At 56.1% G+C, this 23100-nt stretch carries 21 protein-coding genes; 6 read left to right on the plus strand and 15 right to left on the minus strand.

Annotated features, from left to right (window positions below; all coding sequences use genetic code 11):
* Window positions 1-2 precede the first annotated feature (2 nt).
* The 11 genes from VFA76_10315 to VFA76_10365 all read right to left on the minus strand — a co-directional run bounded on the left by VFA76_10315 (window position 3) and on the right by VFA76_10365 (window position 11611).
* Window positions 3-1574: an alpha/beta hydrolase-fold protein gene (locus tag VFA76_10315; GenBank protein ID HZR32229.1), complete on the minus strand. Its 1572-nt coding sequence runs from the start codon at window positions 1572-1574 to the stop codon at window positions 3-5.
* A gap of 213 nt (window positions 1575-1787) precedes the next feature.
* Window positions 1788-2267, minus strand: a complete 480-nt coding sequence (locus VFA76_10320; protein HZR32230.1) for a flavin reductase family protein — start codon at window positions 2265-2267, stop codon at window positions 1788-1790.
* Window positions 2268-2708 carry a rhodanese-like domain-containing protein gene (locus tag VFA76_10325; protein HZR32231.1) on the minus strand — a complete coding sequence of 147 codons (441 nt, stop codon included), beginning with the start codon at window positions 2706-2708 and terminating at the stop codon, window positions 2268-2270.
* Window positions 2709-2848: 140 nt separating this feature from the next.
* A complete protein-coding gene (gene amrS / locus VFA76_10330) occupies window positions 2849-3976 on the minus strand; it encodes an AmmeMemoRadiSam system radical SAM enzyme (GenBank protein HZR32232.1) in 1128 nt (375 codons plus the stop codon).
* 101 nt (window positions 3977-4077) lie between these two features.
* A complete protein-coding gene (locus VFA76_10335) occupies window positions 4078-5595 on the minus strand; it encodes a DUF4139 domain-containing protein (protein HZR32233.1) in 1518 nt (505 codons plus the stop codon).
* Window positions 5596-5715: 120 nt separating this feature from the next.
* Window positions 5716-6519 carry a zf-HC2 domain-containing protein gene (locus VFA76_10340; protein ID HZR32234.1) on the minus strand — a complete coding sequence of 268 codons (804 nt, stop codon included), beginning with the start codon at window positions 6517-6519 and terminating at the stop codon, window positions 5716-5718.
* A complete protein-coding gene (locus tag VFA76_10345) occupies window positions 6506-7102 on the minus strand; it encodes a sigma-70 family RNA polymerase sigma factor (protein HZR32235.1) in 597 nt (198 codons plus the stop codon). Before VFA76_10345 ends, VFA76_10340 begins: the two co-directional genes overlap by 14 nt.
* A gap of 154 nt (window positions 7103-7256) precedes the next feature.
* Window positions 7257-8414 (minus strand): PLP-dependent aspartate aminotransferase family protein, encoded by a 1158-nt coding sequence (locus VFA76_10350; GenBank protein ID HZR32236.1) that lies wholly within the window; start codon window positions 8412-8414, stop codon window positions 7257-7259.
* A gap of 45 nt (window positions 8415-8459) precedes the next feature.
* Entirely contained in the window at window positions 8460-9413 is a 954-nt protein-coding gene (gene cysK / locus VFA76_10355; GenBank protein ID HZR32237.1) for a cysteine synthase A, read from the minus strand.
* An 82-nt stretch (window positions 9414-9495) separates the two neighbouring features.
* Window positions 9496-10536 carry a VWA domain-containing protein gene (locus VFA76_10360; GenBank protein HZR32238.1) on the minus strand — a complete coding sequence of 347 codons (1041 nt, stop codon included), beginning with the start codon at window positions 10534-10536 and terminating at the stop codon, window positions 9496-9498.
* Complete coding sequence (locus tag VFA76_10365; GenBank protein HZR32239.1) at window positions 10520-11611, minus strand: VWA domain-containing protein; 1092 nt, start codon at window positions 11609-11611, stop codon at window positions 10520-10522. The genes VFA76_10360 and VFA76_10365 overlap by 17 nt, the downstream gene beginning before the upstream one ends.
* 146 nt (window positions 11612-11757) lie before the next feature.
* Here VFA76_10365 and VFA76_10370 point away from each other — a divergent pair, with 146 nt between their 5' ends.
* The 4 genes from VFA76_10370 (at window position 11758) to VFA76_10385 (ending at window position 16375) form a co-directional block, all read left to right on the plus strand.
* Window positions 11758-13068, plus strand: a complete 1311-nt coding sequence (locus VFA76_10370; protein ID HZR32240.1) for a DUF1015 domain-containing protein — start codon at window positions 11758-11760, stop codon at window positions 13066-13068.
* Window positions 13055-14509: an N-acetylmuramoyl-L-alanine amidase gene (locus tag VFA76_10375; GenBank protein HZR32241.1), complete on the plus strand. Its 1455-nt coding sequence runs from the start codon at window positions 13055-13057 to the stop codon at window positions 14507-14509. Before VFA76_10370 ends, VFA76_10375 begins: the two co-directional genes overlap by 14 nt.
* Entirely contained in the window at window positions 14506-15108 is a 603-nt protein-coding gene (locus VFA76_10380) for a GerMN domain-containing protein (protein ID HZR32242.1), read from the plus strand. Before VFA76_10375 ends, VFA76_10380 begins: the two co-directional genes overlap by 4 nt.
* Window positions 15109-15208: 100 nt before the next feature.
* Window positions 15209-16375, plus strand: coding sequence for a Gfo/Idh/MocA family oxidoreductase (locus VFA76_10385; GenBank protein ID HZR32243.1), 1167 nt, complete (start codon window positions 15209-15211; stop codon window positions 16373-16375).
* 7 nt (window positions 16376-16382) lie between these two features.
* Here VFA76_10385 and VFA76_10390 read toward each other — a convergent pair whose 3' ends face one another.
* Both VFA76_10390 and VFA76_10395 read right to left on the minus strand, forming a co-directional pair.
* On the minus strand, window positions 16383-17159 hold the full coding sequence (locus tag VFA76_10390; GenBank protein ID HZR32244.1) for a hypothetical protein: 777 nt from the start codon (window positions 17157-17159) through the stop codon (window positions 16383-16385).
* Window positions 17156-18082, minus strand: coding sequence for a BadF/BadG/BcrA/BcrD ATPase family protein (locus VFA76_10395; protein HZR32245.1), 927 nt, complete (start codon window positions 18080-18082; stop codon window positions 17156-17158). Before VFA76_10395 ends, VFA76_10390 begins: the two co-directional genes overlap by 4 nt.
* A gap of 162 nt (window positions 18083-18244) precedes the next feature.
* Between VFA76_10395 and VFA76_10400 the strand changes: the two genes are divergently transcribed.
* Together VFA76_10400 and VFA76_10405 are read left to right on the plus strand one after the other, a co-directional pair.
* Window positions 18245-19705 carry a sodium:solute symporter gene (locus tag VFA76_10400; protein HZR32246.1) on the plus strand — a complete coding sequence of 487 codons (1461 nt, stop codon included), beginning with the start codon at window positions 18245-18247 and terminating at the stop codon, window positions 19703-19705.
* Entirely contained in the window at window positions 19686-21083 is a 1398-nt protein-coding gene (locus tag VFA76_10405) for an amino acid permease (protein HZR32247.1), read from the plus strand. The genes VFA76_10400 and VFA76_10405 overlap by 20 nt, the downstream gene beginning before the upstream one ends.
* A 32-nt stretch (window positions 21084-21115) precedes the next feature.
* Here the strand turns inward: VFA76_10405 and VFA76_10410 are convergent, their stop codons facing one another.
* On the minus strand, window positions 21116-21574 hold the full coding sequence (locus tag VFA76_10410) for a hypothetical protein (GenBank protein ID HZR32248.1): 459 nt from the start codon (window positions 21572-21574) through the stop codon (window positions 21116-21118).
* A gap of 5 nt (window positions 21575-21579) precedes the next feature.
* Window positions 21580-23067, minus strand: a complete 1488-nt coding sequence (gene glgA, locus VFA76_10415; GenBank protein HZR32249.1) for a glycogen synthase GlgA — start codon at window positions 23065-23067, stop codon at window positions 21580-21582.
* Between the last annotated feature and the right edge of the window lie 33 nt (window positions 23068-23100).

Raw genomic sequence — 23100 nt, forward strand, 5'->3', positions numbered from 1 at the left:
ATTCACTTGTAGTGCCACGCCGCGGTGTTTTCGCCTTTGGGCGCATGGGTCGCGACGTGGGCTGCCATCATGCGCGCCAGTTCTGCGTCAGTCATTGGCTGCCAACCATGTCCTTTCATGGGCCGACCGTATTTGACTGACCCTGCGTAATAAGGATTCCTGGTTGTTTTGAGGAAGTCCTCCATTCTGTACACAGCCAGATTCAGGTAGTAGTTGTCCATATCGCCCACGTAAATGTGGATCTTACCTACAAGTTGTGGCCCGATTTTCGACCAGTTCCGCTCGGTGTAATCGCGCAAATCATAGCCGTGATCACGCATGTAGTCTGCGACACTGTGATCAATTTTCCCAGTCAGCTTATCGAACAGCGGTTGCGGATAGCCATCCTGACCTACCGGCCCGTACACCGCCTCCCATGCTTCTAGTTGTTGACCCGAGCGGCCATGGCTGCCGAGCACAGATTCGAACTGACTCATCTGCCGTACGGTAGTATCCACCTGCCCTTCTACGCTGCGTTGCAGGGGCCGTTCTGGAATCGGCGGATCGTATCCCGGAGCTAGAAAAGCGCTGTCATCGCTGTAGATATTCACCAGTTGATAGCGTTGGAAGTCAATTGGATCGGGGTACAGAGTCCAGGTCCCACCGAAAAAATTCGGGTGCAGCACTTGCAGAGCCAGTGACTCCCATCCTCCGGTAGAGCCTCCGGTAAGCACTCGGGCGTAAGGCTGGCGCGACATCCGGAAGTGATCTTCCAGATAAGGGACCAACTCGGTGAGCAGTGCATCACCATATGGCCCATTGTTGGCTGAGTTCACGGCATAGGAATCATCGAAATATGGCGTCGGGTGCTGAAAGGTGACGGCGATCATGCGCGGAAAATTGGAGGAGTTCCACTGCTTTCCGAAATCGTAGCCGCTCACCCACTGGGCATTGTTGTGCTCCAGGAATTGACGCAAGCCGCTCTCGTCCGAGCTTTGTTCCGAGTAGTGGAATGGCGCTTCCAGGCCAAAGTGGCCCTGGATGTAAATCACCGGATAGCGAACGTCAGGATGCGAGTCGTAGCCCTGGGGGAGAAGCACAGTCGCCCCCATGAAAATCGGTCGCCCCCAGAACTGACTGAGCAACTTGCTCTGAATCTTTACGCGCTTAACTTTTGCCGAGTCCGCTGGCGCCTCCAGTGGTGGAATTATGTGGTCCGCGCTCAACTTAATGTCGTAACCTTTCGCGGGATCAAGGTGCACTTTTTGTACTTCGCTATAAAAATTCCCCGGGGAAGTGTTGAACTGCTGGCCTTCCCAGTGGTCCATGTGCGCCCATATGGTGTGACCGTCGGCGCGATGGAATTCCGTGTAAACGTTGATCAGGGCTTCCACGTAGTAGTCGCCTGGCTCAATCTCGCCCAGGCTTTTGAACGGAAAGCCCAGCGTATTCGGAGTGATTACGGCCGGTTGTCCAGGTTGAAGTTGCTCGATGTCAGCGCCAAAAAATGGCACGTGGGCGTTCCAATCTCCTACCTGCAAACGCGGCTCGGGGGTCTCCTTTCGCGCCACGATGACGAATACTCTTCCAGTCACGGGTTTACTGCTGACAGCGGCCGGAAAGGAGATTTCGAACCTTGGTTCTGGATTGGCTTGCGATTGGGCAGCAGAATAGGCGGCAAAGACAGCTAACCATACAAACAAGGCACCGATAAAGGAGGGGGTAGTCCGGCGCCAGTTTTCAGCTTCTGTGAGTGTGGCTGGAGGCATGGCCGCCGCATTGTACAGCAGGCAAGTCGGAAGATGCGGTTACCCGGCGTATTGCCAGGGTGAGTCAGCCACCGTGAGCGGCCGGACGTCATCCTTGAACCCGGCTTCGACCACTTCCATGATGACCATGGCATGGTCGCCCCCGCTATCCACGATCTCGCGGACCTGGCACTCTACATATGCGGGCATGTTCTTCAGAACGGGAGCAGAGGTCTTTCCTGCGATGAACGTCTCGCCGTTGATGCTGCCGTCGGCGACTTTGGAGGGAGAAAAGAACTTCTGCGCGATTGCTTCCTGGCCGCTGTCCAGCACGTGTACCACGGCAACACGGCTCTCCGAGACACATTGAAAAAGGCTGCTATCCTTACGAATTGCGGCCATCAATAGCGGCGGCTTGAAAGATGCCTGCGAGATCCAGGTGACCGTTCCCGCAGCATAGCGCTGCTTGCCTCCCGATGTCATGATGTACATGCCGTAGGAAAACAAGCGAAGGGCCTTGCGTTTCTTTACTGCATCCATTTAGCTGCTGCCCGCCTTGTTCAAGTGCTCGTAGCGGTCTTCCGCCCCGCTCTCACGGCTTACCGGAAGACCACGCGGCGACCACCCGGGAAAGGTCAGCCGCCCGCCCTCGTCGGTCTCACCGCCAAAACCTCCGCGCATATCTACCACATTCTTGAAACCGGCCTCTTGTAGCATCTCGGCGGCTTTTAGAGAGCGTCCGCCTTTCTGGCAGCCGACAATGAGCTTGGCATCTTTGCCGAAATTCCCTTCCACCACAGCGACGAACTCCGGATTTAACTGCATCCGTCCCATCATCGGCTCCATCAGCGGAATGTTTTTTGAGCCAGGCACATGGCCGGCATCGAACTCCTGAACCGTACGCACATCCAGGTAAATGTAATCGCGATTGCTATCGAGTAATTCTTTTGCTTGCTCCGGTGTAATGCGTTTCACAGCCATGTTGCACCTCACCGCTTATGAATCCGTCGTGCCGGTCCCAGTCGCCGCAATGGCAGCTGTTTGGGCCGCCCTAGAAGCTACACTTCTCACGCCCGCGGGGCAACTCCAGCCCGGTGAGCGCTCCTGCCTGAAGAGTCTCTTTAGAAAGAGACGCGTGAACCCGCTGGCCGTCGCGGCGCAAAAGGATGAGAAGTGATCTGTTGGTCGAAGCTCGGCTGCCACCTTCCCGGGATGGCTGTCCCACACCCGGGACATGCTCCTTCGGGCGTCAGATGATATCCCAAAATCAAATAACCATAGCGCTCAATCAACGGCTTGCCGCAGTTGTGACAGCGCGTATTCTCCAGGTCGCCAACCTCACCGGGGAGATTGCCCGGGTAGATATACCGCAGGCCCGCTTGCCTGCCTATGTCAACCGCCCGCAACAGGTCTTCGGGACGCGTATTTCGGGTATCGGTCATCTTGTAGTCGGAATGGAATGCGGTCACGTGCCAGGGAATCTGCGGCGAAACCCCTGCCACAAACTCCGTAAGCCGCTTCAATTCGTCGGCGGAGTCATTAAATCCTGGGATCAGCAGGGTCACGATCTCCAGCCAAAAGTCCATTTCGTGCAGCCGCCGAATTGTCTCCAGGATCGGCCCAATACGTCCGCCGAGCTCGTGGTAATGGCGGTCGTCGAAGCTTTTTAGATCAACTTTGTACAGATCCACCCAGGGCCGCAGGTACTCAAGCACCTGCGGGGTGCCGTTTCCGTTGGAGACGAAGCCTGTCATCAACCCGGCCGAGCGGACTTGTTTAAATATTTCGACGGCCCACTCGGAGGTGATCAGCGGCTCGTTATAGGTGCTGACCACCACCTTGGCGCCGTGCCTGCGCGCTTCATCCACTAGGGCTTCAGGCGTCACCTGCAGCGGAGCACTGACCGCATTGGGATCGCGCAGCGCCTGCGACGTTACCCAATTCTGACAGTATCCGCAGTGCAGGTCGCAACCCAGCATGCCAAAGCTATAGGCCAACGCTCCTGGGATGGCATGAAAGAACGGCTTCTTCTCAATCGGATCGCACTGCACACAGCCCACATAGCCCCAAGGGACGTACAGTGTCCCACCCCGGTTGAACCTGACTTTGCACACCCCCGGCTGGCCGTCAGGAATTGGGCAGCAGTGCCCACAGGAGTAGCAGCGCACTCGGTTACGGTCGAGCGTTTCGCACAGCTCGGAGGCCCCCTCGTGCACCTTTTCGTTGACGATTTCCTTGAGTGTGGCCATGGGCAGGACTGGCGATGTCTACATTTTACCGCTTTCGCTGAATGGGAATCGGGTTACGAAGTTGTAATGTGTGGGCCTACGTTACGGCTTTCCACCGGCGCTCACCAGGAATAGTGCACGCTATAAGTGATCGTCTGTTCCTTGTCAGGTGCAATCGTGACCGGGAATTCCGCCGTCTGCGAGTCCTTCTTCACGTGCTTATGGGATTCCTCGATAATTTCCCAATTCAAGGCGCGGTAAAGATGCTCAACTACGCGGACCTCGACCGGCTCGGTTTTGTGATTGCGCAGCTTGATCTCGAATGATTCATCGAGGGTATTCTTGTTTGTGTCGATGTGGTACGAGACGCGGCGGCGCTCGCCCGCACGATCAAATGCATTGCCCGTGTAAATGCGGATGGTCTCGTCTTTGGGGGTGTGATCAATCACGTTTTCACCGGTGAACTCGAGATGGCCGTCGGTGTCCCGCCGGTAAAAACGCAGCCTGCCCTTGGGCAGCGGCATGCCCAGGTGATTGACTTTGGAGTTGACCAACTCCTGCATCACCCAGATCTTCGGGTTTGATTGCGTGCCGTATTCTCGGTCCTGGCGAATCTGCTCGAGCGCCCAATACTGGTAGCGTTGGGGATCAATCTTCACGCCGTCATAGACATAGACTCGCTTCGAGGCGACCCCTGATGCGCGCACGAACTCCACCTGTTTGGTTTCGTGGTCGTGCAAGGTCGTAGGACGTTCCAGAGTGTATAGGTGATATTCGTCGAAAGATTTCTCGGAAACAGGAGGCCGCATTGCGCCGGCTGAAACCTCAGCGTTGAAAACATAGACGGCATCCGCACTTCTTTGCCCGGGTTGAAGCTTCATCACATCTCCAGCCATCAGCTTTATGGAGGCGTCCTCGAATGTCTTCCCACTCTGGTTGTCCATGGTGACCCAGCCAATCATGTCCAGCACATCACCTTTCACCGGCGCGATTACGTTGTAATCTGCTTGCCAATTCATGCCGCCGGTCACGTAGGAAAGCTCAGCGCTGAATTTGCCTGGCTTGTCGGTCTGAAGCTGCCAATTCAGAGTGGGCTTAAGAATGGTGTCGTTGGTGAGAGCTGGAAAGAGTGGAAGCCCGGGTAAACCAAAACGAATTTTGCCATCAACTTCTACAATGGGAACCCCGGTGCCCTGGGCGTACGCCATTTGCGTGGCATAGTATTGCTGTCCATATTGCTGGAGCGCGGCATAGTGCGGTACGTAGCCACTGCGAATGATGCGCCCTTTCACGATTTCTGTCTGGTCTCGCTCCTGCACTTTAAAATCCAGAGTCTTGCCTTCATACAAAGACAGGAGCAATTCCTGCGACACGGGATCGGAGCGGTAATTCTGTTCCAGGATTTGCAACGCGCGCTGTCCTGAGAGATCGCGCAACATCACCGAGTCGGGTTCCAGATGTGAAGTGATGTCCGTGAATTTGAGCTCGTTGACACCGCCTGAAAGGTCCAACGGGACAGATTCGCGGACCACCGCGAACTGCTGGTTGTAGATCGTCAGAGCAGGCTGTGCAGGATCAGCGGCATAGATAATTCCAGAAAACACGAAAATACCTAGCCATAATGGAGCAATTCGTGGCATGGTTTTCCTCCGGCGCTCTAGCTAAAGAACGATGCAATGCGATTAACTTGCACCTGAATAGGTGCAATTACCAGAGGCACATACGTGAGGGAACCCACTCAGTCAAACCGCATGGATTGGTCAGACCCGAGAGGCAGCTTGGCGGGCAATCTCCAGACAATCGCGGCGGGGCATATCGGTCACAACCAGTATGGTCAAGTCACGCGACTGGAAACCTGCAACTTGCAGGTCTTTGACGAACTGAGCGTGCAACGACTTACCATTGATACTGCCGATTGCGCGTCCGGCAAGGGTTTCCGCTTCTTTTCGACGAACGAATATGGAAACCTCGTGGACACCGTCATCATAAACCAGGTGGACATAGATTTGTGTTTGCAATTCGCAAAGACGAGCACGGGCAAGATGGTAGCCGTTCGGAGTGAGGGCTTGGGCGAGCGTGGTCTGCCCCACCCAGGATTGCAACAGATCCTGAATATCCGCTACCTTGTAGCGCCAGTAGCTGTCCACCAGGTGGGCCATGACCTCATCGTGGTGGTCGTCCGCGGCATCGGCATAGAGAGTGCGCTCGAAGGCGCGTTGGCGCGAAACATAGAACAAGCTGCCGCCCAACAGAATCAGAAGCACCGCGCTGACCGCTGCCAGCCGTAAGGCGGTACCAGCAAAAATCCGCCGCCAAAGACTCTCCGAAGCCCGCATTTCCTGTCGCACCCGGGTGCGCACATCTTGAGGATTGATCAACTGTTGGTCGATGGCATTTTGATCGACCGCATTTCGCAATAGCTCGTCGAATTGACTCTGCGCCTGCAACTCGCGAGCACACTCTGCGCAATCACTCAAATGCTCTTCCAGTTCGAGAATCACTTTCGGCTCGAGCTCGTTCGACCAGTAGAGCGGCGCCAGATACTCCGCTTCAGTGCAGTTCATAAGCACCTTTCTGTACCTGCTTCACGGAAACTTCCGGCTTACAGACGCACGCCCGACCTATAGGTTCCGTCAATTTTCGGCGTAATCCAATGCGCGCCCGACTCAGGCGAGACATTACCGTTCCAATGGGGATACTCAGCATCTGCCCTATTTCTTTGCAGGTGAATCCTTCCACTACTCCCAGCAGAAGAACGGTCCGGTGTTCTTCAGGCAGGCTGTCGAGAGCAGTCACAACTTCCGACCCCGTAAACTCCGGAGTGCGGGTGACCGTGACCGGCAACTTGAAGGACTCGTTCTCCTCGAGAGACACCAACTGCGGCCTGGTCCGGATCTGCTTCTGCCGCTTACTTGCCAGGTTCAACATAATCTTGAACAACCATGCTTTGCAGTTGGTTCCCGCCTCAAACTGCTCAAACGAGCGCCAGGCCCGCAAGAGGACCTCTTGGACGAGGTCTTCCGAAAGGGATTTTTCTCGTGTGAGGCGGAGCGCAGTACGCAACAGACTTTCGGCATGTGGCATGGCCACGCGCTCGAACTCCTGTTCGCGAAACGGATTGCGGAGACGAATGGTAAAGCTCCTCACCGCTCAATGCTGGCTTTTAACGTCAGGGGAGTCACCCATCAAAAGGCCCGAAAAAAACGCCAATCCAGCAGCGTAAGCATACCCCAACACTAACCTAAATACCCGGGCGACAGGATTTCATCCGTCGGCCGAGAAATAAGTAATTTGAACGGTATCAGATGGCGGAGAGGGCCTGGTCAAGGTCATCCAGGATGTCGTCTATATCCTCAATTCCAACGGAGATACGCACCATGCCGTCGGTAATTCCTATGGCCTTCCGGCCCTTCTCGCCAAGCGCCGCATGGGTCATGGTGGCTGGATGCGAAATCAAGGTCTCCACGCCTCCGAGGGACTCGCCCAGGGAGCACACCCGCACCTTGCGCAGCATCTTTTTGGCGTTGTTGAGGGAACCGGTCTCGAACGTAATCATGGAGCCAAAGCCGAGCATCTGCCGCCGCGCCAGCTCGTGCTGGGGATGGTCCGGAAGCCCTGGGTAATACACCGTTTTCACTTTCTTGTGATCAGCCAGGAACTTGGCCACGGCGCGGCCATTGCGATCGTGCTGCTCCATTCGAACGGCGAGAGTTTTAACTCCCCGCAGCACCAGCCAACACTCAAAAGGCGACAGAATGGCCCCCGCCGATTTCTGGATGAACGCCAATCGCTCTGCCTGTTCCGGTTTGGTGCAAACAATCACGCCACCCAAACCGTCGCTATGTCCGTTAAGAAACTTTGTGGTGGAATGGACCACCATGTCTGCTCCCAGCTTGATCGGCTGCTGAAAGTAAGGCGACATAAAAGTGTTATCCACCACGACTTCTACGCCTCGCCGATGGCAGATTTGACTGATCGCCCAGATGTCGCTGACGGACATTAAGGGATTGGTGGGAGTCTCCACGTAGACCATGCGAGTGTTTTTACGAATCGCCCGCTCCACCTCACGGACTTGCGAGGTGTCCACATAACTAAACTCCAGGCCATAGTTTGCGAGAATCTGATTAAACAGTCGCGGCACGCCGCCGTACACATTATGGGAGCAAATCAAATGATCGCCGCTCTTCAACAAGGTGCACATGGCGTTGATTGCTGCCATGCCGCTGGCAAACACTTTGGCCGCAGTTCCCCACTCCAGGGCCGCGAGATTTTCTTCCAGACGCGTGCGAGTAGGATTGGAAACGCGCGAATACTCGTATCCCTTGTTCTTCCCCAGTTCTTCCTGAACATAGGTTGAAGTGGGATAAATGGGAGCAACTACCGAGCCAGTGAGAGGATCGGGTTCCTGCCCAACATGGATGGCACGCGTCGCAAAACCGGCTTCGACTTTCTTAGACATGACTATCCTTCGGCGCCAGCGGCTAAGTATTTTACCGTCGTGCTCTCATTGACCGCCTTCTTCAAAAATCCTCTTGGACATGTAACGCTCGGCGGAGTCGGGGATTACGGTCACAATGCGTTTACCCGCACCCAGCCGCTGCGCCACCTGCAAGGCGGCGTGAACATTGGCGCCGCCACTCGAACCAGAGAGCACGCCTTCTTCCCGCGCCAACAGTCTGACCATTTCAAATGCTTGCGGATCTCGCACCATAATGACTTCGTCCGCCAGGCTTGAGTCGAATGTCTTGGGCATAAAGCTCGCTCCGATGCCCTCCACCTTGTGCTTCTCTCCGGGCTTGCCCCCGCCGAGTACCGATCCTTGCGCTTCCACGGCAATGGCCAGCACACGGGGCAGCTTCTGCTTAAAGAAACGCGCTACGCCACTGAAAGTTCCGCCGGTTCCGGCGCCTATGACGATGGCATCAATCCGGCCTTCCATCTGCTCATATATTTCGTGCGCGGTGGTTTGGTAATGGTATTCAGGATTGGCGGGATTCTCGAATTGCAATGCCAGGAAAGACTTGGGAGTACGCGCCCCAAATTCACGGGCCCGCCGGATGGCGCCTTCCATGCCCTCGGAATCCGGGGTCCGATGGACCTCAGCGCCGAGGGCACGCATCAGCATGACTTTTTCTTCTGAGAACCTCTCCGGGACAAAGAAAACTACCTTGTATCCGCGGTTCACCCCAATCAGTGCCAGGCCGATTCCAGTATTCCCAGCGGTAGCCTCGATGATGGTACTTCCCTTTGCCAGCCGGCCTTCTTCTTCCGCCCGCTTAATGATTCCAATCGCCGCTCGATCTTTTATGCTGCCGCCGGGATTCAGGTATTCCAGCTTGGCGCAAACCTCTGCCGCGTCATTGGGAACCAAGCGGCGCAGGCGAAGCATAGGAGTTTCCCCAACAAGCTGCGTGATATCGTCAGCAACTCGCGGGCGACTGGTTTCAAGAGTTTTCATTCCTGATTAACAGAGTACGGAACCGTCCAAAAAGCGTCAAATGACCACTCGATCACGACGCTACTTGAAGGGGTGTTTGGCCCTAGTTGGCCGCGCGGGCCGTCCCCGCGTAGTACCCGGTTCGGGTTCGCACTTGAAGTTTGTTAAAGCCTTTGGCCTTCGCCTCCACACGGACGGAGCGGTATCCACCCTGACTCTGGGGGCGAATGGGTTTGTAGCCGATGGTGTATTGGTTGCGGATGTCGTGCGCCACTTCCTGGGTAATGGCGTCCACCTCGCTCAAATCTTTAGGGAAGAATGACACGCCGCCGGTATCTTCAGCGATTGTGGCTAGCGCGCGGCGAGCTCGGCGCTGTTTTTCAGTGCCAAGCAAGCCAATGGTGTAGACGGTCGGGCCGTTTTCCGCCTGCAAGCGCCGGACTGCCTGCTCCAGCGATTCGCGGCTGGCATTGTCTTCTCCGTCGGTGACCACCAGTATGACTTTCTTGTCCAAACGAGCATTTTTCTTCAGGTGATCGGCAGAGGCGACTATAGCGTCATACAACGCGGTACCACCGCGGGAATCAATCTTCTGCAGTGCTTCCTGGAGCTGGGGGACCTTGTTCGTGAAGTCCTGATCCAGATAGTACTCGTCGTTGAAATTAACGATAAAAGCCTCGTCTTGCGGGTTGCTGGCGCGCACGAAATTGACGGCAGCCTGGTTGACTGCCGGCCGCTTATCGCGCATGGAACCGGAATTATCAATTACGATTCCGACCGCAACCGGAACGTCCTCGCGATGGAACGAGGTGATGTTCTGCGGCACGCCATCCTCGAAAACCTGGAACGCAGCCCTGTCTAAATTGGTCACCATGCGGCCTTTAGAGTCGTAGACGGTCGCATGTAAAACCACCTCTTCCACTCGCGCCTTAAATACATAAACCCCGTTGTTCTCACCCTCCGGTTGGCCTTGTTGGCCTGACCCGACCTGGCTGCCTGCCGGAGGCGTGCTGCGAGGAGGTGGCGCTGGTGGACCCGAAGGAGGCGGTGGCGCGGTGTTGGGCGCATTTTGCGCGCTAACCCAGGTACCCAACGCTAAAAACAGAGCAATAAAGGCAAGGAAACGATTATTCCGATGGCGCATAGTAACCCGTCTTGGCATACACATGCAGTGGCGGCAACCCCTTGGGTGGTATGAGTTTCACCTTGATTTTATGCCATTTGCCATCGTGCACTGGTTTCTTTGGACGGTAGCCAAGCACATATTGGTTGCGTAGTTCGATGCCGATTTTTGTGGCTACATCACTGAGTTCGTTGGGATTTCCGATGTTGAAGGTACGCCCGCCCGTGACATCGGTGACTTCGGCCAACATCTCCGGCCCGGAACGTTCTTCCGGGGTCGAGGGACTCAAATCAAAAAGCCCGATAGCATAAATCTGAACGTCGGCTTCCTTGACCATTGATTTGATTTCGTTCTCGGTATAGCGGCTGTGGTTGTCGCCGCCGTCAGAGATGATCAACAACGCCTTTTTTTCATATTTGGCCTTGCGCATCTTGCTGATGCCTAGGTAAATCGCGTCCAGCAGTGCGGTCCGGCCCTTGGAAAAAGTCTCAACCAGCTTGCCTTGTATGTCTTCAACGGATTGAGTGAAATCCGCGATCACCTCGGGCTTGTCCGAGAAAGTCACCATGAAAAATTCGTCTTGCGGATTCGCGGTCTTGAAAAACTCAACCACCGCCTCTTTCGACTTGTCCAGCTTATTCCCCATACTTCCGCTCATGTCAAAAATCACGCCCAAGGATATGGGCGCGTCTTCACTGGAAAAATGGCGAATTTCTTCTACTTCCTTGTTCTCGAATACGGCGAAATTTTCCTTGTCCAGCCCTGTGACCAGCCGGTTCATCGGGTCTGTAATGGTGACTGGAACCAGTACCAGGTCGACATCTTTCTTCAGCGCTCGTGTGTGGGTATTCAACGCAGGATCAAGAACCGGGGGCGCTGTAACCTTGGCAGGATCAACTCGAGGGGTTACGTGGACTTCGTCCGCATTAGTAGCCGTTTGCCCCCTGGCCTCTGGAAAAACGCTGACCGCGAAGGCCCAAATCAAGCACAACAGCAGGGGCCTGGCTTTGCCCTGGACCGGAAGCGAGAACAATCTATTCGTGTTCGTCCTGCTGGGGCGAGATGACCCGCGCCCGTTACGACTTTTGCGGGCCATAATTTCCTCTTTAATCGGGGATACTATCACAGCCGACATCACTTCAAAGTAAGAACCCAATACCAGAGGGTCCTCTGGTTATGATGTTTCCCCGGCGCGAAAAGTTTTGCTTTTTCTCTTGTTACAATCCAAAGATTCCGTAACTTATGGCTATCATTGCTCCTTTTCGTGCCCTGCGCTATGACCCTGCCCGCGTTCCGCTCCCCGATGTAGTTACCCAGCCCTACGACAAGATCACTACCCAAATGCAAGAGGCGTATTACAAGGCCAATCCCTTCAATCTTGTGCGCATTATTCTGGGACGAACCGACCCAGGCGATAACGAACAAGACAATGTTTACAGCCGGGCCGCCGCAGCTTTTAAACAATGGCGCAAGGAAGGCATATTCCTCCAGGACCCTCAGCCCTCCATTTATGCCTATACGCAGCGCTTCACCGTGACCGGATCCGCAGGCGCCAGGGAATATGAGCGCCGGGGCTTCATCGCGCTGGGGAAGATCGAGGATTATGACGCAGGGGTCGTCTTCCGGCACGAACAGACCCTCGCCAAGCCCAAAGCCGACCGACTGCAACTCCTACGCGCCACTCGCGCCCATTTTGGGCAAATCTTTATGCTTTACAGGGATTCGACACGAGGAATCGAGACCCTGCTGAACAGCGATGCACCGCCGGATGTCGATATCCGGGACGAGTACGGGGTGCTTCACCGTGTCTGGCGCATATCTGCGCCCAGCACTCTCGAGTCGCTCCGCACCAAAATGGCTGACAAGAAGCTGATCATTGCCGATGGTCACCACCGTTATGAGACCGCACTGACGTACCGTAACGAGCGGCGGGCGGAAGCCGCGAGCACTCCCGGAAATGCTATCCATCCGAATGACTTTGTGATGATGACGTTCGTGAACATGGAGAGCGAAGGTGTGGTGATCCTGCCTACCCATAGAGTGGTACACAGCCTGGCCTCATTCAACGCGGAGGAATTTTTCCAGCGCGCGAGCCGATATTTTGATCTCGAGGACGTGTCTGTAGAGCTCTCACCGAAGCGGGCCACCTCTTTGTTGAGCGAAGCAGGAATGAAGGGCACGGCATTTTTGGCAGTGACAGCCCGGAAAGTGTTTCTTTTGCGGGCGCGGCCCGGAGCCGCCGCTTCCCTTCTCAATGCGTTCTCTACTCTGCAGCAACAACTCGATGTGGTGCAATTGCACAAAGTGTTACTGGAGAATGTGCTTGGCATTTCGGAAGAAGCCATTCGCAACCAGCAAAATATTTCCTACTTGCGGGAGGCAGCTGACGCCATGCGGGGAGTGCATGACGGGGCGAATATTGCTTTCCTGATGAATCCAGCAAGAATGGAGCAGGTACGTGATGTTGCTTTCGCGGGGCAAGTCTTGCCACAAAAATCCACCGATTTCTATCCCAAGCTTCTCAGCGGACTCACCGTGTATGCGCTCGATTAAGCTGGCGCCGGTTAGCTACGTTTGGTTGTTAATGTTCTTGTCCCTTGCTCCTGTCGCTCAGCAGCAACGGCTTTCAATTTATACAGGTCAAAGCAGCTTCTCCCTCAACCTGACTCAGCGCGACGGCAAAGACTACGTGGGCTTGCAGGAGGCCCTGGCGCCACTCGGGAGCGTTAGCTCAAACCTTGACGGCCGAAAGTGGCGGTTGCGCTTCAATGGCGTTGACGGAGAGTTTGAGGACGGTAGTACTCGCGCCAAAATCCGTGGACACGGTCTCGACCTTACCGCAGCATTCCATCTGGATTCGGGGCGCGGGATCATTCCAATCTCCTCTTTGCCGAACCTGCTACCGCGCTTGCTCGACCAAAATGTTCAGCTGCATGAATCCGGACACCGCCTGTTCATCGGCAACGCGGCTACACGATTCGCGGCCCAACTGATAAGAGGCCCGAACGAACAGCTAGTGCTCAGTTTTTCTTCAGCGGTGAATCCGACCATCTCCACTGAGCCCGGCGCACTGCGCATGGTGTTCCAGCGTGACCCTGTCGTTCAAACTGGTCCGAACACTCTCGCCTTGGGCGGGAAGACGATTCCGTCCCTCAGCTTTTTTGAAAACAACGGAGCGGCCCAGATCAGCATTCCCAGCAATCAGGCGCTTATGGCCCGCTTTAGCTCCGACCGGAAGACCATCACCATAGCCACAGTGGCCTCTACACCTGCGGCTTTGGCTCCGCCGGCACAAGGATCCGCGGCACCTGCCATTCCTACACAGATTTCGCCGACGCAGGGCGGACAAGTAACACCTGCACAACCAACAGCGCCAGCTCAGCCTGCGGCGGTGGTCATTGACCCGAGCCACGGAGGCTCAGAAAGAGGAGCAGCGTTGACGGAGACTCTGGCTGAGAAGGACGTCACCTTGAGCATCGCTCGCCTTTTGCAGCGCAATTTGCGATCTCGAGGGATCAGTACCACGTTGCTACGTGATTCCGACGTGGATTTGACTCTGGAGCAGCGCGCGGTAATGGCCAACAGTTCACGAGCCCAAATCTATGTTGCCATCCACGCCGGGACTTTGGGGACGGGCGTACGCATTTACAGCGCTCTGCTGCCTCCCAGCGCAGTCCAGCGCGGTCGGTTCTTGCCTTGGGAAGCGGGCCAGTCTCCCTTTCTGGGTGCCAGCCAAAACATAGCGGCGGCCATAGCTACGGAGATAGGGAAAGCCAAGGTGACTGCGCGATTTCTCTCCGCGCCCCTGCCGCCCCTCAATAGTTTGGCATTGCCCGCCGTGGGAGTTGAGGTCGCGCCTCCAGGCGCAGACGTGGGCGCGCTCAACACCGGTGCATATCAAGAGCAGGTCGCCGCCGCGGTAGCCACCGGAGTGGCCGCAGCGCACTCCGTTCTAACCCAACCCCCCACGCAATCTACGCAGGCCGTCCCATGATTCCCCGCCATCTGAAGATTACGGCCGGACTTTTGCTAGTTGCCCTACTCATCACGGGCATTTACCTGCGAACCCTGAAGCACCATGCGGCGCAGATCGCCCCGTCGTCAGCTGAAATCCAACGTCCAGTGCCCCCGCCGATCGCCGGACCCACAGAGCACGTGACTTTATTTGTTCCCGATGATCAACAGGGCGTGCTCCGCCGTGAAGACAAAGCTTTGCCCTTGCCAACAGATCCGGCGCCCCGAGTTCGCGAACTGCTGCGGGCGCTCATTGCCAGGATGGATGAAAAGGACTCTCCCCATAGTTTGCCACTCGGCAGCGACGTGAATGAAGTTTACGTTATCAATGGAAATCTGGCGGTTGTGGATATGAACACCGCGCTGGCTGACGGGCACCGCTCCGGAGTGCTGGCTGAGGAATTGACCGTGCTCTCCCTGGTACAAACCTTGTCCGCTAATGCTCCCGCGATCACACGCGTGAAGATACTAGTGAATGGAAAAGAGCGAGAAACCCTCGCAGGCCATGCAGGCCTCGCCGACTTCTTCGATGTGGCGGCGGTCGCTCGGCTGGCCGACCAGATGCAAGCAAGCAAGTAAGGCCTGCGTCCAGTCGCGCTACGGATTTTGATATCCCCTAAATTCGCTTTTTTTGCTGGCCATCGGATACCATAAGCGGCTTTCCCAAGGAGCCACTACCATGCTCAAAACTGCCCTGCTCTACGGGTTGTTCGTCGCTGCCCTTTGCCACTTAGCGCTGGCCGCCGGCCAGATCCCTCCGGCAGGGGGTAAAACTCGCCTGGCGATCGTGGGGCTGGATCATGATCACGTCTGGGACATTCTGAAGAACATTGCAAGCGAACCCGATGCCGTACTGATCGCGATTGCCGACGCCCACCCGGAGCTAGTGGAAAAAGCCAAATCACAGGTTCCGGCCAGCGTGAAGTTCTATTCCGATTACATCAAGATGATTGACGAGGCAAAGCCTGAAGCTGTGATTGTTACCACAGAAAACGACAAGCACGCCGCAATCCTGCGCGAATGTGCCAAACGCCACATCCATTACTCCACCGAAAAACCCATGGCAACCAATGCTGCCGATGCCCGTGAAATGGAGCGGCTGGCAAAACAGGCCAACATTAAGCTGATGGTGAATTACTGGAATGCCTGGGTTGCGCCAAGTCACGAGATTTCACGTCGCGTCCACGAAGACCAGCTCGGCGCGGTACGGAAAATTGTGGTGCAGTACGGGCATCAGGGACCAAAAGAAATTGGGGTCTCAAAAGAATTTGCCGACTGGCTCTATGACCCGGTCAAAAATGGTGGCGGAGCAGTAATAGACTTCGGCTGCTATGGCGCAGAATGGGCCTTGTGGCTGAAGGGCCGTCCGACGCGGGTTTATGCCACCGCAAAAAAGCTCAAGATCGAGCAGCATAATCAGGTGGATGACGAGGCCACGATCGTGCTCGATTATCCGGACGCGACCGCAATCCTACAAGCATCATGGAATTGGCCCTACGATCTTGGACAGGTACAGGTATTTGGTCCCAAGGGCAGCCTACTGGCGCGAGCGCGCGATCTTTTCTACCGCCCTGCCGCCGAGGACAACAATGATGATGCTCCTGATGGTCGTCCAGTCACGCTCGCCGCTCTTCCTCATGAGAACAGCAATCCAATCGCCTATTTTGTAGACCATATTCGCAACAACAAAGCGATCGAAGATCCGGTCTCGCCCTGGCTGAATGTGCAGGTAATGGAAATACTGGACGCAGCGCGAGAATCAATTCGAACCGGACGCGCACAAGAACTGCCTTCTGCCGCAAAGAACAACTACCAGAGGTTCATTCCTCAGGAGAAACCTCAATAGTTGATTGCTAGGCGCCGGTCCGGTTCTGCAACTCGTTTTTCACACAATCCTTTGCGTTTTCAGGAAGCCGCGAGTCCTTCAGCAGATCGCGCAAAACACCGGAGGGAAAACTACGCACAAACTCAGCCACGTACAGGGGCTTTGTCTTGCGGCTACGTACCAGAGAGATTCGAATTTCGCGCCGTACTGACCATTTCGCGTGGCGAGACACCATCTCCACCAGCGCGGGCGAGGCCTTCTCCTGGAGCACAGCGCGCACGACCAGCACCTCTGTCAAAAACGGATTGTCGAGCGCACCTTCCGTAACCCGCCGGTCGGGATCCAGCAGCAAGGACGCCGCAATTCGACCGGAGGCGCGTCTGGCCAGTGTAAGCCGCTCTCCCAGTGTGATCTTATCCAGCCGGGAAATAATCCCGTCTTCGGCGGCGCGTTTGATGTCTGCCAGGGCGGCTGGCGAAAGCACCAGTTGCATCAACTCGAAAGCGTACAACTGACGTACCGCCGGAACCGAGATGTGACGGGGCGTCTTGGAATGGGCAACCACCGCAAAGTGCACGCGGCGATGTTGCATCACGGCGGTATTCTTTGTAAGCGTCTCGATGATCTCTGCCGTGAGGTCGCGGCGCGAAAGCATGGCCAGGGCGAGGTCTTCCGTCAGCCGGGAATCTGCCGCCAGCGCTTTTAATTCAGCGATGGACTGGCCGAGGACGCGCGACTCCAAGTCGTCTTGGCCGCCAGTCTGTCCCGCCGCCGTTTTCCCGTTGTTGTCCAGTAGGTCGCTCACGATGCTGTGCTGGTACTCTCACGCCTGGCTTGCCGGGCCAAGAACAACGCCCCATGCTCCGGATGTACGACGGTGGGGTTCAGGACCGCCCGGGGATATTCGGAATGTAAACTGTTCGCAAATACCTGCCGAACGATTGGAGCATTCTGGAACACTCCGCCCGCCATGGCGACGCCAAAGCTTTGATCAAGCTGCCAAAGCCGCCCGATCACGATTTTTGCCAACTCCGCCAGTTCACTGCCCGCACGGGTCAGCACCGTGCGCGCCAGCGGGTCACCACTCGCGGCGGCCGCCAGGACGGGTGGAAACAGACTGGAAAAATCTGGCGGAGGAATGGCATTAGCGGTGCGCACGACGTCGTCGCGCGTCCCCAGGTGCCAGGAGTTCATGATGCTGCTGACCAGTAGCGCGCTCTCCCCAGTATCGTGCGCACGCATGGCGGCGGAAATTGCTTCACGACCAATCCAGTGTCCTGAGCCTTCATCGGAGATGACGTAACCCCAGCCGCCGGCGCGCGCGGTTTGTCCACGCTGGTTCCGGCCGTAAGCGATCGAGCCCGTACCAGCCACCACGATCACTCCGGGCTTACCCTCGAAAGCGGCCTCCAACGCGATTACCATGTCTCCTACTACCACGATCTCTCCTGCGAGATATTCGGCAACGATAGAGCCTACCCGGCCAGCTACTTCCGGACGCGCTCCTCCGGCCAACCCAATGCAAGTGCGCGACACGCTTGCGAGGTCAACCTTGGCTGCGGCACAGGCGTTACGCACTACCGCCTGAAGCGCCTTACGAGACTGCTCCTCGCCCACACGAATTGGGTTGCTGCCCACGGAACTAGCGGCGGCCAATACTCTTTCCTCGTCTCCCACCAGACACGTGGTCTTGGTGCCGCCACCATCAATGCCGACGAAGATTGCCACGGAGTTAGTTGTAACATAGGCGCTAATGCGTCCCAGGAGAAATTCCCCCTGGCAGAACCTCCTTCGTAGCGGGTTGTGCCATGATGGTTCCGCGTCCATCCGCGAAACCAACTATCTACTTTCGTGCTGCCCCCTCAACGCATGTAATGGACGGCAACAAGCATGCGGCTCGACCGGTTGGACCTCATCATCATCACGCTGTATCTCACGGGGGTCACCCTGTTTGGATTGCGTTTTCGCAAGCGCCAGCGCTCGCTCCGCGACTACTTCCTGGCGGACCGCACCATCCCGTGGTGGGCGATTGCGCTCTCTATTGTCGCAGCCGAAACCAGCACGCTGACCATCATCAGCATTCCCGGCCTGGCTTATGACACCAATCTCGCCTTCCTGCAGGTGGTATTCGGATATTTAATCGCCCGCATCATCATCAGCATTATTTTTATTCCTGCTTATTTTCGCGGGGAGATGTTGACCGCCTACCAGCTCATTGAGCGCCGCTTTGGCCCGCGCCTGCGCTCGGTGGCAGCGGGACTTTTTCTGCTTACCCGCGCCGCCGCCGAAGGAGTGCGCGTGTTCGCGGTTTCGATTGTGATCGGCATTGCAATCGGGACCGGCGAGATTGCGTCCATCGCCATCATCACGCTGCTCACTTTGATTTACACCTTTGAAGGGGGCATGGCAGCCGTCATCTGGACGGATGTTGTTCAGATGGCGATCTACATCGGCAGCACGCTGGTTGGATTTGTCACCCTGCTCCATCTGGTACCCGGCGGCTGGCCCACCATCCACACGACTGCCGCTTCATTCGACAAGCTGCGCATCTTTGATTTCACGCCGACCTTCTTTAGGACTTATACGTTCTGGGCAGGAATCATCGGTGGGACATTCCTGACCACCGCCAGTCATGGCACCGATCAACTCATGGTGCAGCGTCTGCTTTCCGCCAAGAACAAGCGAGAATCGCAGAAGGCGCTGCTTTCAAGCGGTATCGCCATTCTGTTTCAATTCACGCTGTTCTTGCTGGTGGGTGTCGCTTTATTTGTCTTTTATCGGCAGTCTCCTCCGGCAGTTCCGTTTGGCCGTTCCGACCGCATTTTCCCGACTTTTATTGTGACTCACATGCCGGGGGGGATCTCCGGCCTGCTGATCGCAGCCATTCTGGCGGCAGCCATGTCGAACCTCAGTGCCGCCCTGAATTCTCTCTCATCGAGTTCGATCGTTGATTTTTATCTACGCCGGCATCCTGAAACCAGCGAAGCTCGCCGGCTCGCGGTTTCTCGATCAGCTACGCTCGCCTGGGGGGTTGTGCTATTTCTCCTGGCACTGCTCTCTCGCCGGGGTGGACGTGTGCTGGAAGTCGGCCTCTCCATCGCTTCTGTCGCATATGGCGCAATGCTGGGAATTTTCCTGCTCGGGCTGCTAACGCGGCGTGCCAATGAGCGCGGCGCCATGCTGGGAATGGTTTGCGGATTCGCCGTTGAAGTCTGGGTCTGGCAATTCACCCACGTTCCCTGGACCTGGTACGTGGTGATTGGTACCGCGGTAACCTTCGCCATCGGGTATATTGCCAGCATCGTTTCGCCAGCTCCCAGAGTCGATAACCATGCCACCAGCTGCTTCTAAAACGTCCTCTCTCGCGGCGCGACCCGAATTGGTACGCGAACTCGGCGTAGGCCACGCCGTCTCCATCGTTGTGGGCACGGTAATCGGCAGCGGTGTATTTCTTGTTCCTGCGGAAATGATGCGCGCGGCGGGTTCAGCCAAATTGGTCTATCTGGCCTGGATTACCGGCGGTCTACTCTCGTTTTTTGGCGCGCTGACTTACGCTGAACTTGGCGCCATGAAGCCGCAAGCCGGCGGGGAGTACATTTACGTGCGCGACGCTTACGGGCCGCTCCCCGGATTTCTATATGCCTGGACCTGGTTCGTGATCGCCAAACCTGGCTCCATCGGGTCTCTTACCATTGGAATGGTACGTATTCTGGGCACGTTCTCTGTGTTTTCTTTTTTTGAGCACAACGTAATTACATTTCCACTTCCAATTACTTACGGCCAATTCGTTGCGATCGCAGGCGCCATATTGATTTCGGGCATCAACTACATCGGCGTAAAAAAGGCAGGCGATTTTCAACTTGTCTTTACCGCGCTGAAGGTCCTGATCATCTTTGTGATCCTGTTTGCGTGTTTCAGTTATTCCGACGGCAGTTGGACAAATTTCAAGACGGTTTATCCGGGCGCAACTGGGGGCATTGCCGGATTCATGGCCGCAATGGTGGCTGCCCTGTGGGCTTATGACGGTTGGAACGATCTCAACATGGTCTCTGGCGAGGTCAGCCGGCCGGAGCGAAACATTCCCATCGGCTTAATTGTTGGAGTCGCTCTCGTGGCGGTGCTGTATATGCTCGTGAATGCAGCCGTGCAATACGTCCTTCCGGCTTCTTCGATTGCTACTTCGCCAAGACCTGCCTCCGAAGCGCTCGCCCTGGCGCTGGGGGTTTGGGGCGCGCGCATTGTATCCATTGGCATGGCCATTGCCATGCTGGTGGCTTTGAACGGCACCATCATGAGCGGGGCGCGCATTCCTTTTGCGGTCGCGCGTGATGGTTACTTCTTCAAAGCGTTGGCGGAGGTACATCCTCGTTTCCACACGCCTTCTTTCGCCATCATTGTGCAGGCGGTGCTCAGCATCATGTTGTTATTAGTAGTGGGGAGTTTCCAGAAGCTATTTTCGCTCACCATCTTTGCCGAATGGCTCTTCTACATGATCGCGACCAGTACGGTATTCGTCTTTCGCCGCCGCGATCCTGACGCGCCGCGACCTTATCGTACCTGGGGATATCCTCTGGTCCCGGCATTGTTCGTTGCAGCCGCCGCGTTCCTGCTCTATTACACCTTCGCCGCAAACCTGCTGAACTCCGCCATGGGAACGGCGGTGATTCTGGCGGGAGTGCCTGTCTTTTATTGGTTTAAGAGTCGGCGGACGCAGACCCAGACTTCATGAACTGCTTACGTCCGACAACTGACGGTCAGCGCTTATTCTTCGTGCGCCAGCGGCTTCCCGTCAGGACCCACCTGGACCTCGGACTTTTTCCCGTGGCTTGAGATTTGGGCCTCGTAGGCGACAACTTGGCCGTGCTTAGTGAGGGTTTCTACTTGCAAGATCTTTGCCTTCCCAGCTTTCTCCTGTAATCCCTCTTTCACTTCCGGGGGCAGTTTATCGAGTGCAATCTGTTCCTCGACTTCCACTACTGTTCCGTCCTTATCCATCAGGACATCCTTGCTGTGGCCATCGACCAGCAGTTCCGTTTCATAATAGGTCTGGCCCTTTTCTTTCTCCTCGGCAAATCCGCGGATTTTTGCTCCCCGGCTCTCCCTAACTACCGCCTTCTGAACCGCCGGTGGCAAGTCCGAGCGCTTGATTTTCTTCTCCTGAGCAAGGGCCGCGGTGGTGATAAGTACCAGTGCACTTGCAATCGCCATCTTAGTGATCATGTGCTCTATGCTCCTACCAGACTCAATGTTTGTCCGTTCGTGTTCAGGCTCTTCAGCTGCCGGGCTCGTTCGTACACCCGCACGTATTCTCGCGCCGAAGCATTCCAGGAGAAGTCCTTGGCCATACCGTTGCGCATCAGGATTTGCCAGTTTTCGCGGTCCTGATAGGCCTGCAAGGCGTTACGGATAGTGGCAAGCAGCGCCTCTCCACTGTACTCGCTAAACTTGAAACCGGTGCCTTTGCGTGTACGTGCATCCCAAGGCTCGATGGTATCGTCAAGGCCGCCAGTAGCACGCACTACAGGCACTGTCCCATACTTAAGGCTGTAGATTTGGTTCAAGCCACACGGTTCGTAGCGAGAAGGCATCAGGAACATGTCCGAGCCCGCCTCAATTTTGTGGGCGAGGGTGTTGTCGTAGGCGATTTTCACGGCGAACTTCTGAGGGTATTGCTTATTCAGCCGTAGAAACAGATCGTTGTACTCCTTGTCGCCGCTGCCCAGGGCAATCACGATCATCTCTTCGCGTGCCAGGCGGTCCGCGATTTGCGAGATCAGATCGAATCCTTTTTGTGCCGCAAAGCGCGAAACGATCCCAATCACCGGCACGCTGGTGCTGCCATTGCTGATTCCAAATTGGCTGAGAAGATCGTGCCGGCACGCCAGCTTACCGCTCAGGTCGCTGGGCGAGTAATGCGCGATGATGAGCTTGTCCTTTTCCGGACTCCACTCGTTGTAATCCACACCGTTCAGGATGCCGCTTACTGTCCCCGACCGGGCGCGTAGCACGCCTTCCAGCCCAAAGCCGTATTCTGCTGTCTGGATCTCCTGGCTATATTTCCGGCTCACCGTGGTGATGAAATCAGAAGAAGTCAGCGCGCCTTTAAGAAAGTTCACATTCCCGTAGAATTCCATCTTGGTGATGGTGAACAAGTCCCAGGGCAGCATCAGCAAAGGCAGAATCTCCGGCGGGAAGAGACCTTGGTATCCCATGTTATGAATGGTAAAAACGGTCCCCACATCGTGAAAGGCAGGATCTTCGGTATACACCGACCTCAGCAGCACGGGAATCAGCGCGGCTTGCCAGTCGTGGCAGTGAAAAACATCGGGCACACCCAGAATCTTGGAGGCTTCCAGGACAGCACGGCTATACAGCGCAAAGCGCTCGGCGTTATCGCGGTAATCGCCAATGGAGGTTCCATACAATGCTTCGCGGTCAAAAAAAGGCGGATATTCTATGAAATAGAATTGCACTCCGGAGTGCACCCCGCCATCCAGCAAAGAGCAGAACCGGTGATGATCATCGAAGGGAACAGTGATGCTGCGCAACACCGTCTTGGCATCTGGCAATTTCGTCTGCCGGTAGCGCGGAAGATAAACTGTGACCCGGTGTCCGAGCGAGGCCAGGGCTGGCGGCAAAGCGCCTACCACGTCGGCCAAACCGCCGGTTTTTGAAAAGGGAACGCATTCCGAAGCGGCGAACGAAATGTGCATGAACAGAAACCTCCAGAGACTGCGCAGACCTGC

Source organism: Terriglobales bacterium, assembly GCA_035651655.1.
Lineage (GTDB): Bacteria > Acidobacteriota > Terriglobia > Terriglobales > Acidobacteriaceae > DASRFG01.

Excerpts from the sequence above, each read along its gene's own strand:
- VFA76_10320 (HZR32230.1), bottom strand. The coding sequence starts at position 2,267 with ATGGATGCAGTAAAGAAACGCAAGGCCCTTCGCTTGTTTTCCTACGGC.
- VFA76_10325 (HZR32231.1), bottom strand. The coding sequence starts at position 2,708 with ATGGCTGTGAAACGCATTACACCGGAGCAAGCAAAAGAATTACTCGAT.
- amrS (HZR32232.1), bottom strand. The coding sequence starts at position 3,976 with ATGGCCACACTCAAGGAAATCGTCAACGAAAAGGTGCACGAGGGGGCC.
- VFA76_10335 (HZR32233.1), bottom strand. The coding sequence starts at position 5,595 with ATGCCACGAATTGCTCCATTATGGCTAGGTATTTTCGTGTTTTCTGGA.
- VFA76_10340 (HZR32234.1), bottom strand. The coding sequence starts at position 6,519 with ATGAACTGCACTGAAGCGGAGTATCTGGCGCCGCTCTACTGGTCGAAC.
- VFA76_10350 (HZR32236.1), bottom strand. The coding sequence starts at position 8,414 with ATGTCTAAGAAAGTCGAAGCCGGTTTTGCGACGCGTGCCATCCATGTT.
- cysK (HZR32237.1), bottom strand. The coding sequence starts at position 9,413 with ATGAAAACTCTTGAAACCAGTCGCCCGCGAGTTGCTGACGATATCACG.
- VFA76_10360 (HZR32238.1), bottom strand. The coding sequence starts at position 10,536 with ATGCGCCATCGGAATAATCGTTTCCTTGCCTTTATTGCTCTGTTTTTA.
- VFA76_10365 (HZR32239.1), bottom strand. The coding sequence starts at position 11,611 with ATGGCCCGCAAAAGTCGTAACGGGCGCGGGTCATCTCGCCCCAGCAGG.
- VFA76_10370 (HZR32240.1), top strand. The coding sequence starts at position 11,758 with ATGGCTATCATTGCTCCTTTTCGTGCCCTGCGCTATGACCCTGCCCGC.
- VFA76_10375 (HZR32241.1), top strand. The coding sequence starts at position 13,055 with ATGCGCTCGATTAAGCTGGCGCCGGTTAGCTACGTTTGGTTGTTAATG.
- VFA76_10380 (HZR32242.1), top strand. The coding sequence starts at position 14,506 with ATGATTCCCCGCCATCTGAAGATTACGGCCGGACTTTTGCTAGTTGCC.
- VFA76_10385 (HZR32243.1), top strand. The coding sequence starts at position 15,209 with ATGCTCAAAACTGCCCTGCTCTACGGGTTGTTCGTCGCTGCCCTTTGC.
- VFA76_10400 (HZR32246.1), top strand. The coding sequence starts at position 18,245 with ATGCGGCTCGACCGGTTGGACCTCATCATCATCACGCTGTATCTCACG.
- VFA76_10405 (HZR32247.1), top strand. The coding sequence starts at position 19,686 with ATGCCACCAGCTGCTTCTAAAACGTCCTCTCTCGCGGCGCGACCCGAA.
- VFA76_10410 (HZR32248.1), bottom strand. The coding sequence starts at position 21,574 with ATGATCACTAAGATGGCGATTGCAAGTGCACTGGTACTTATCACCACC.
- glgA (HZR32249.1), bottom strand. The coding sequence starts at position 23,067 with ATGCACATTTCGTTCGCCGCTTCGGAATGCGTTCCCTTTTCAAAAACC.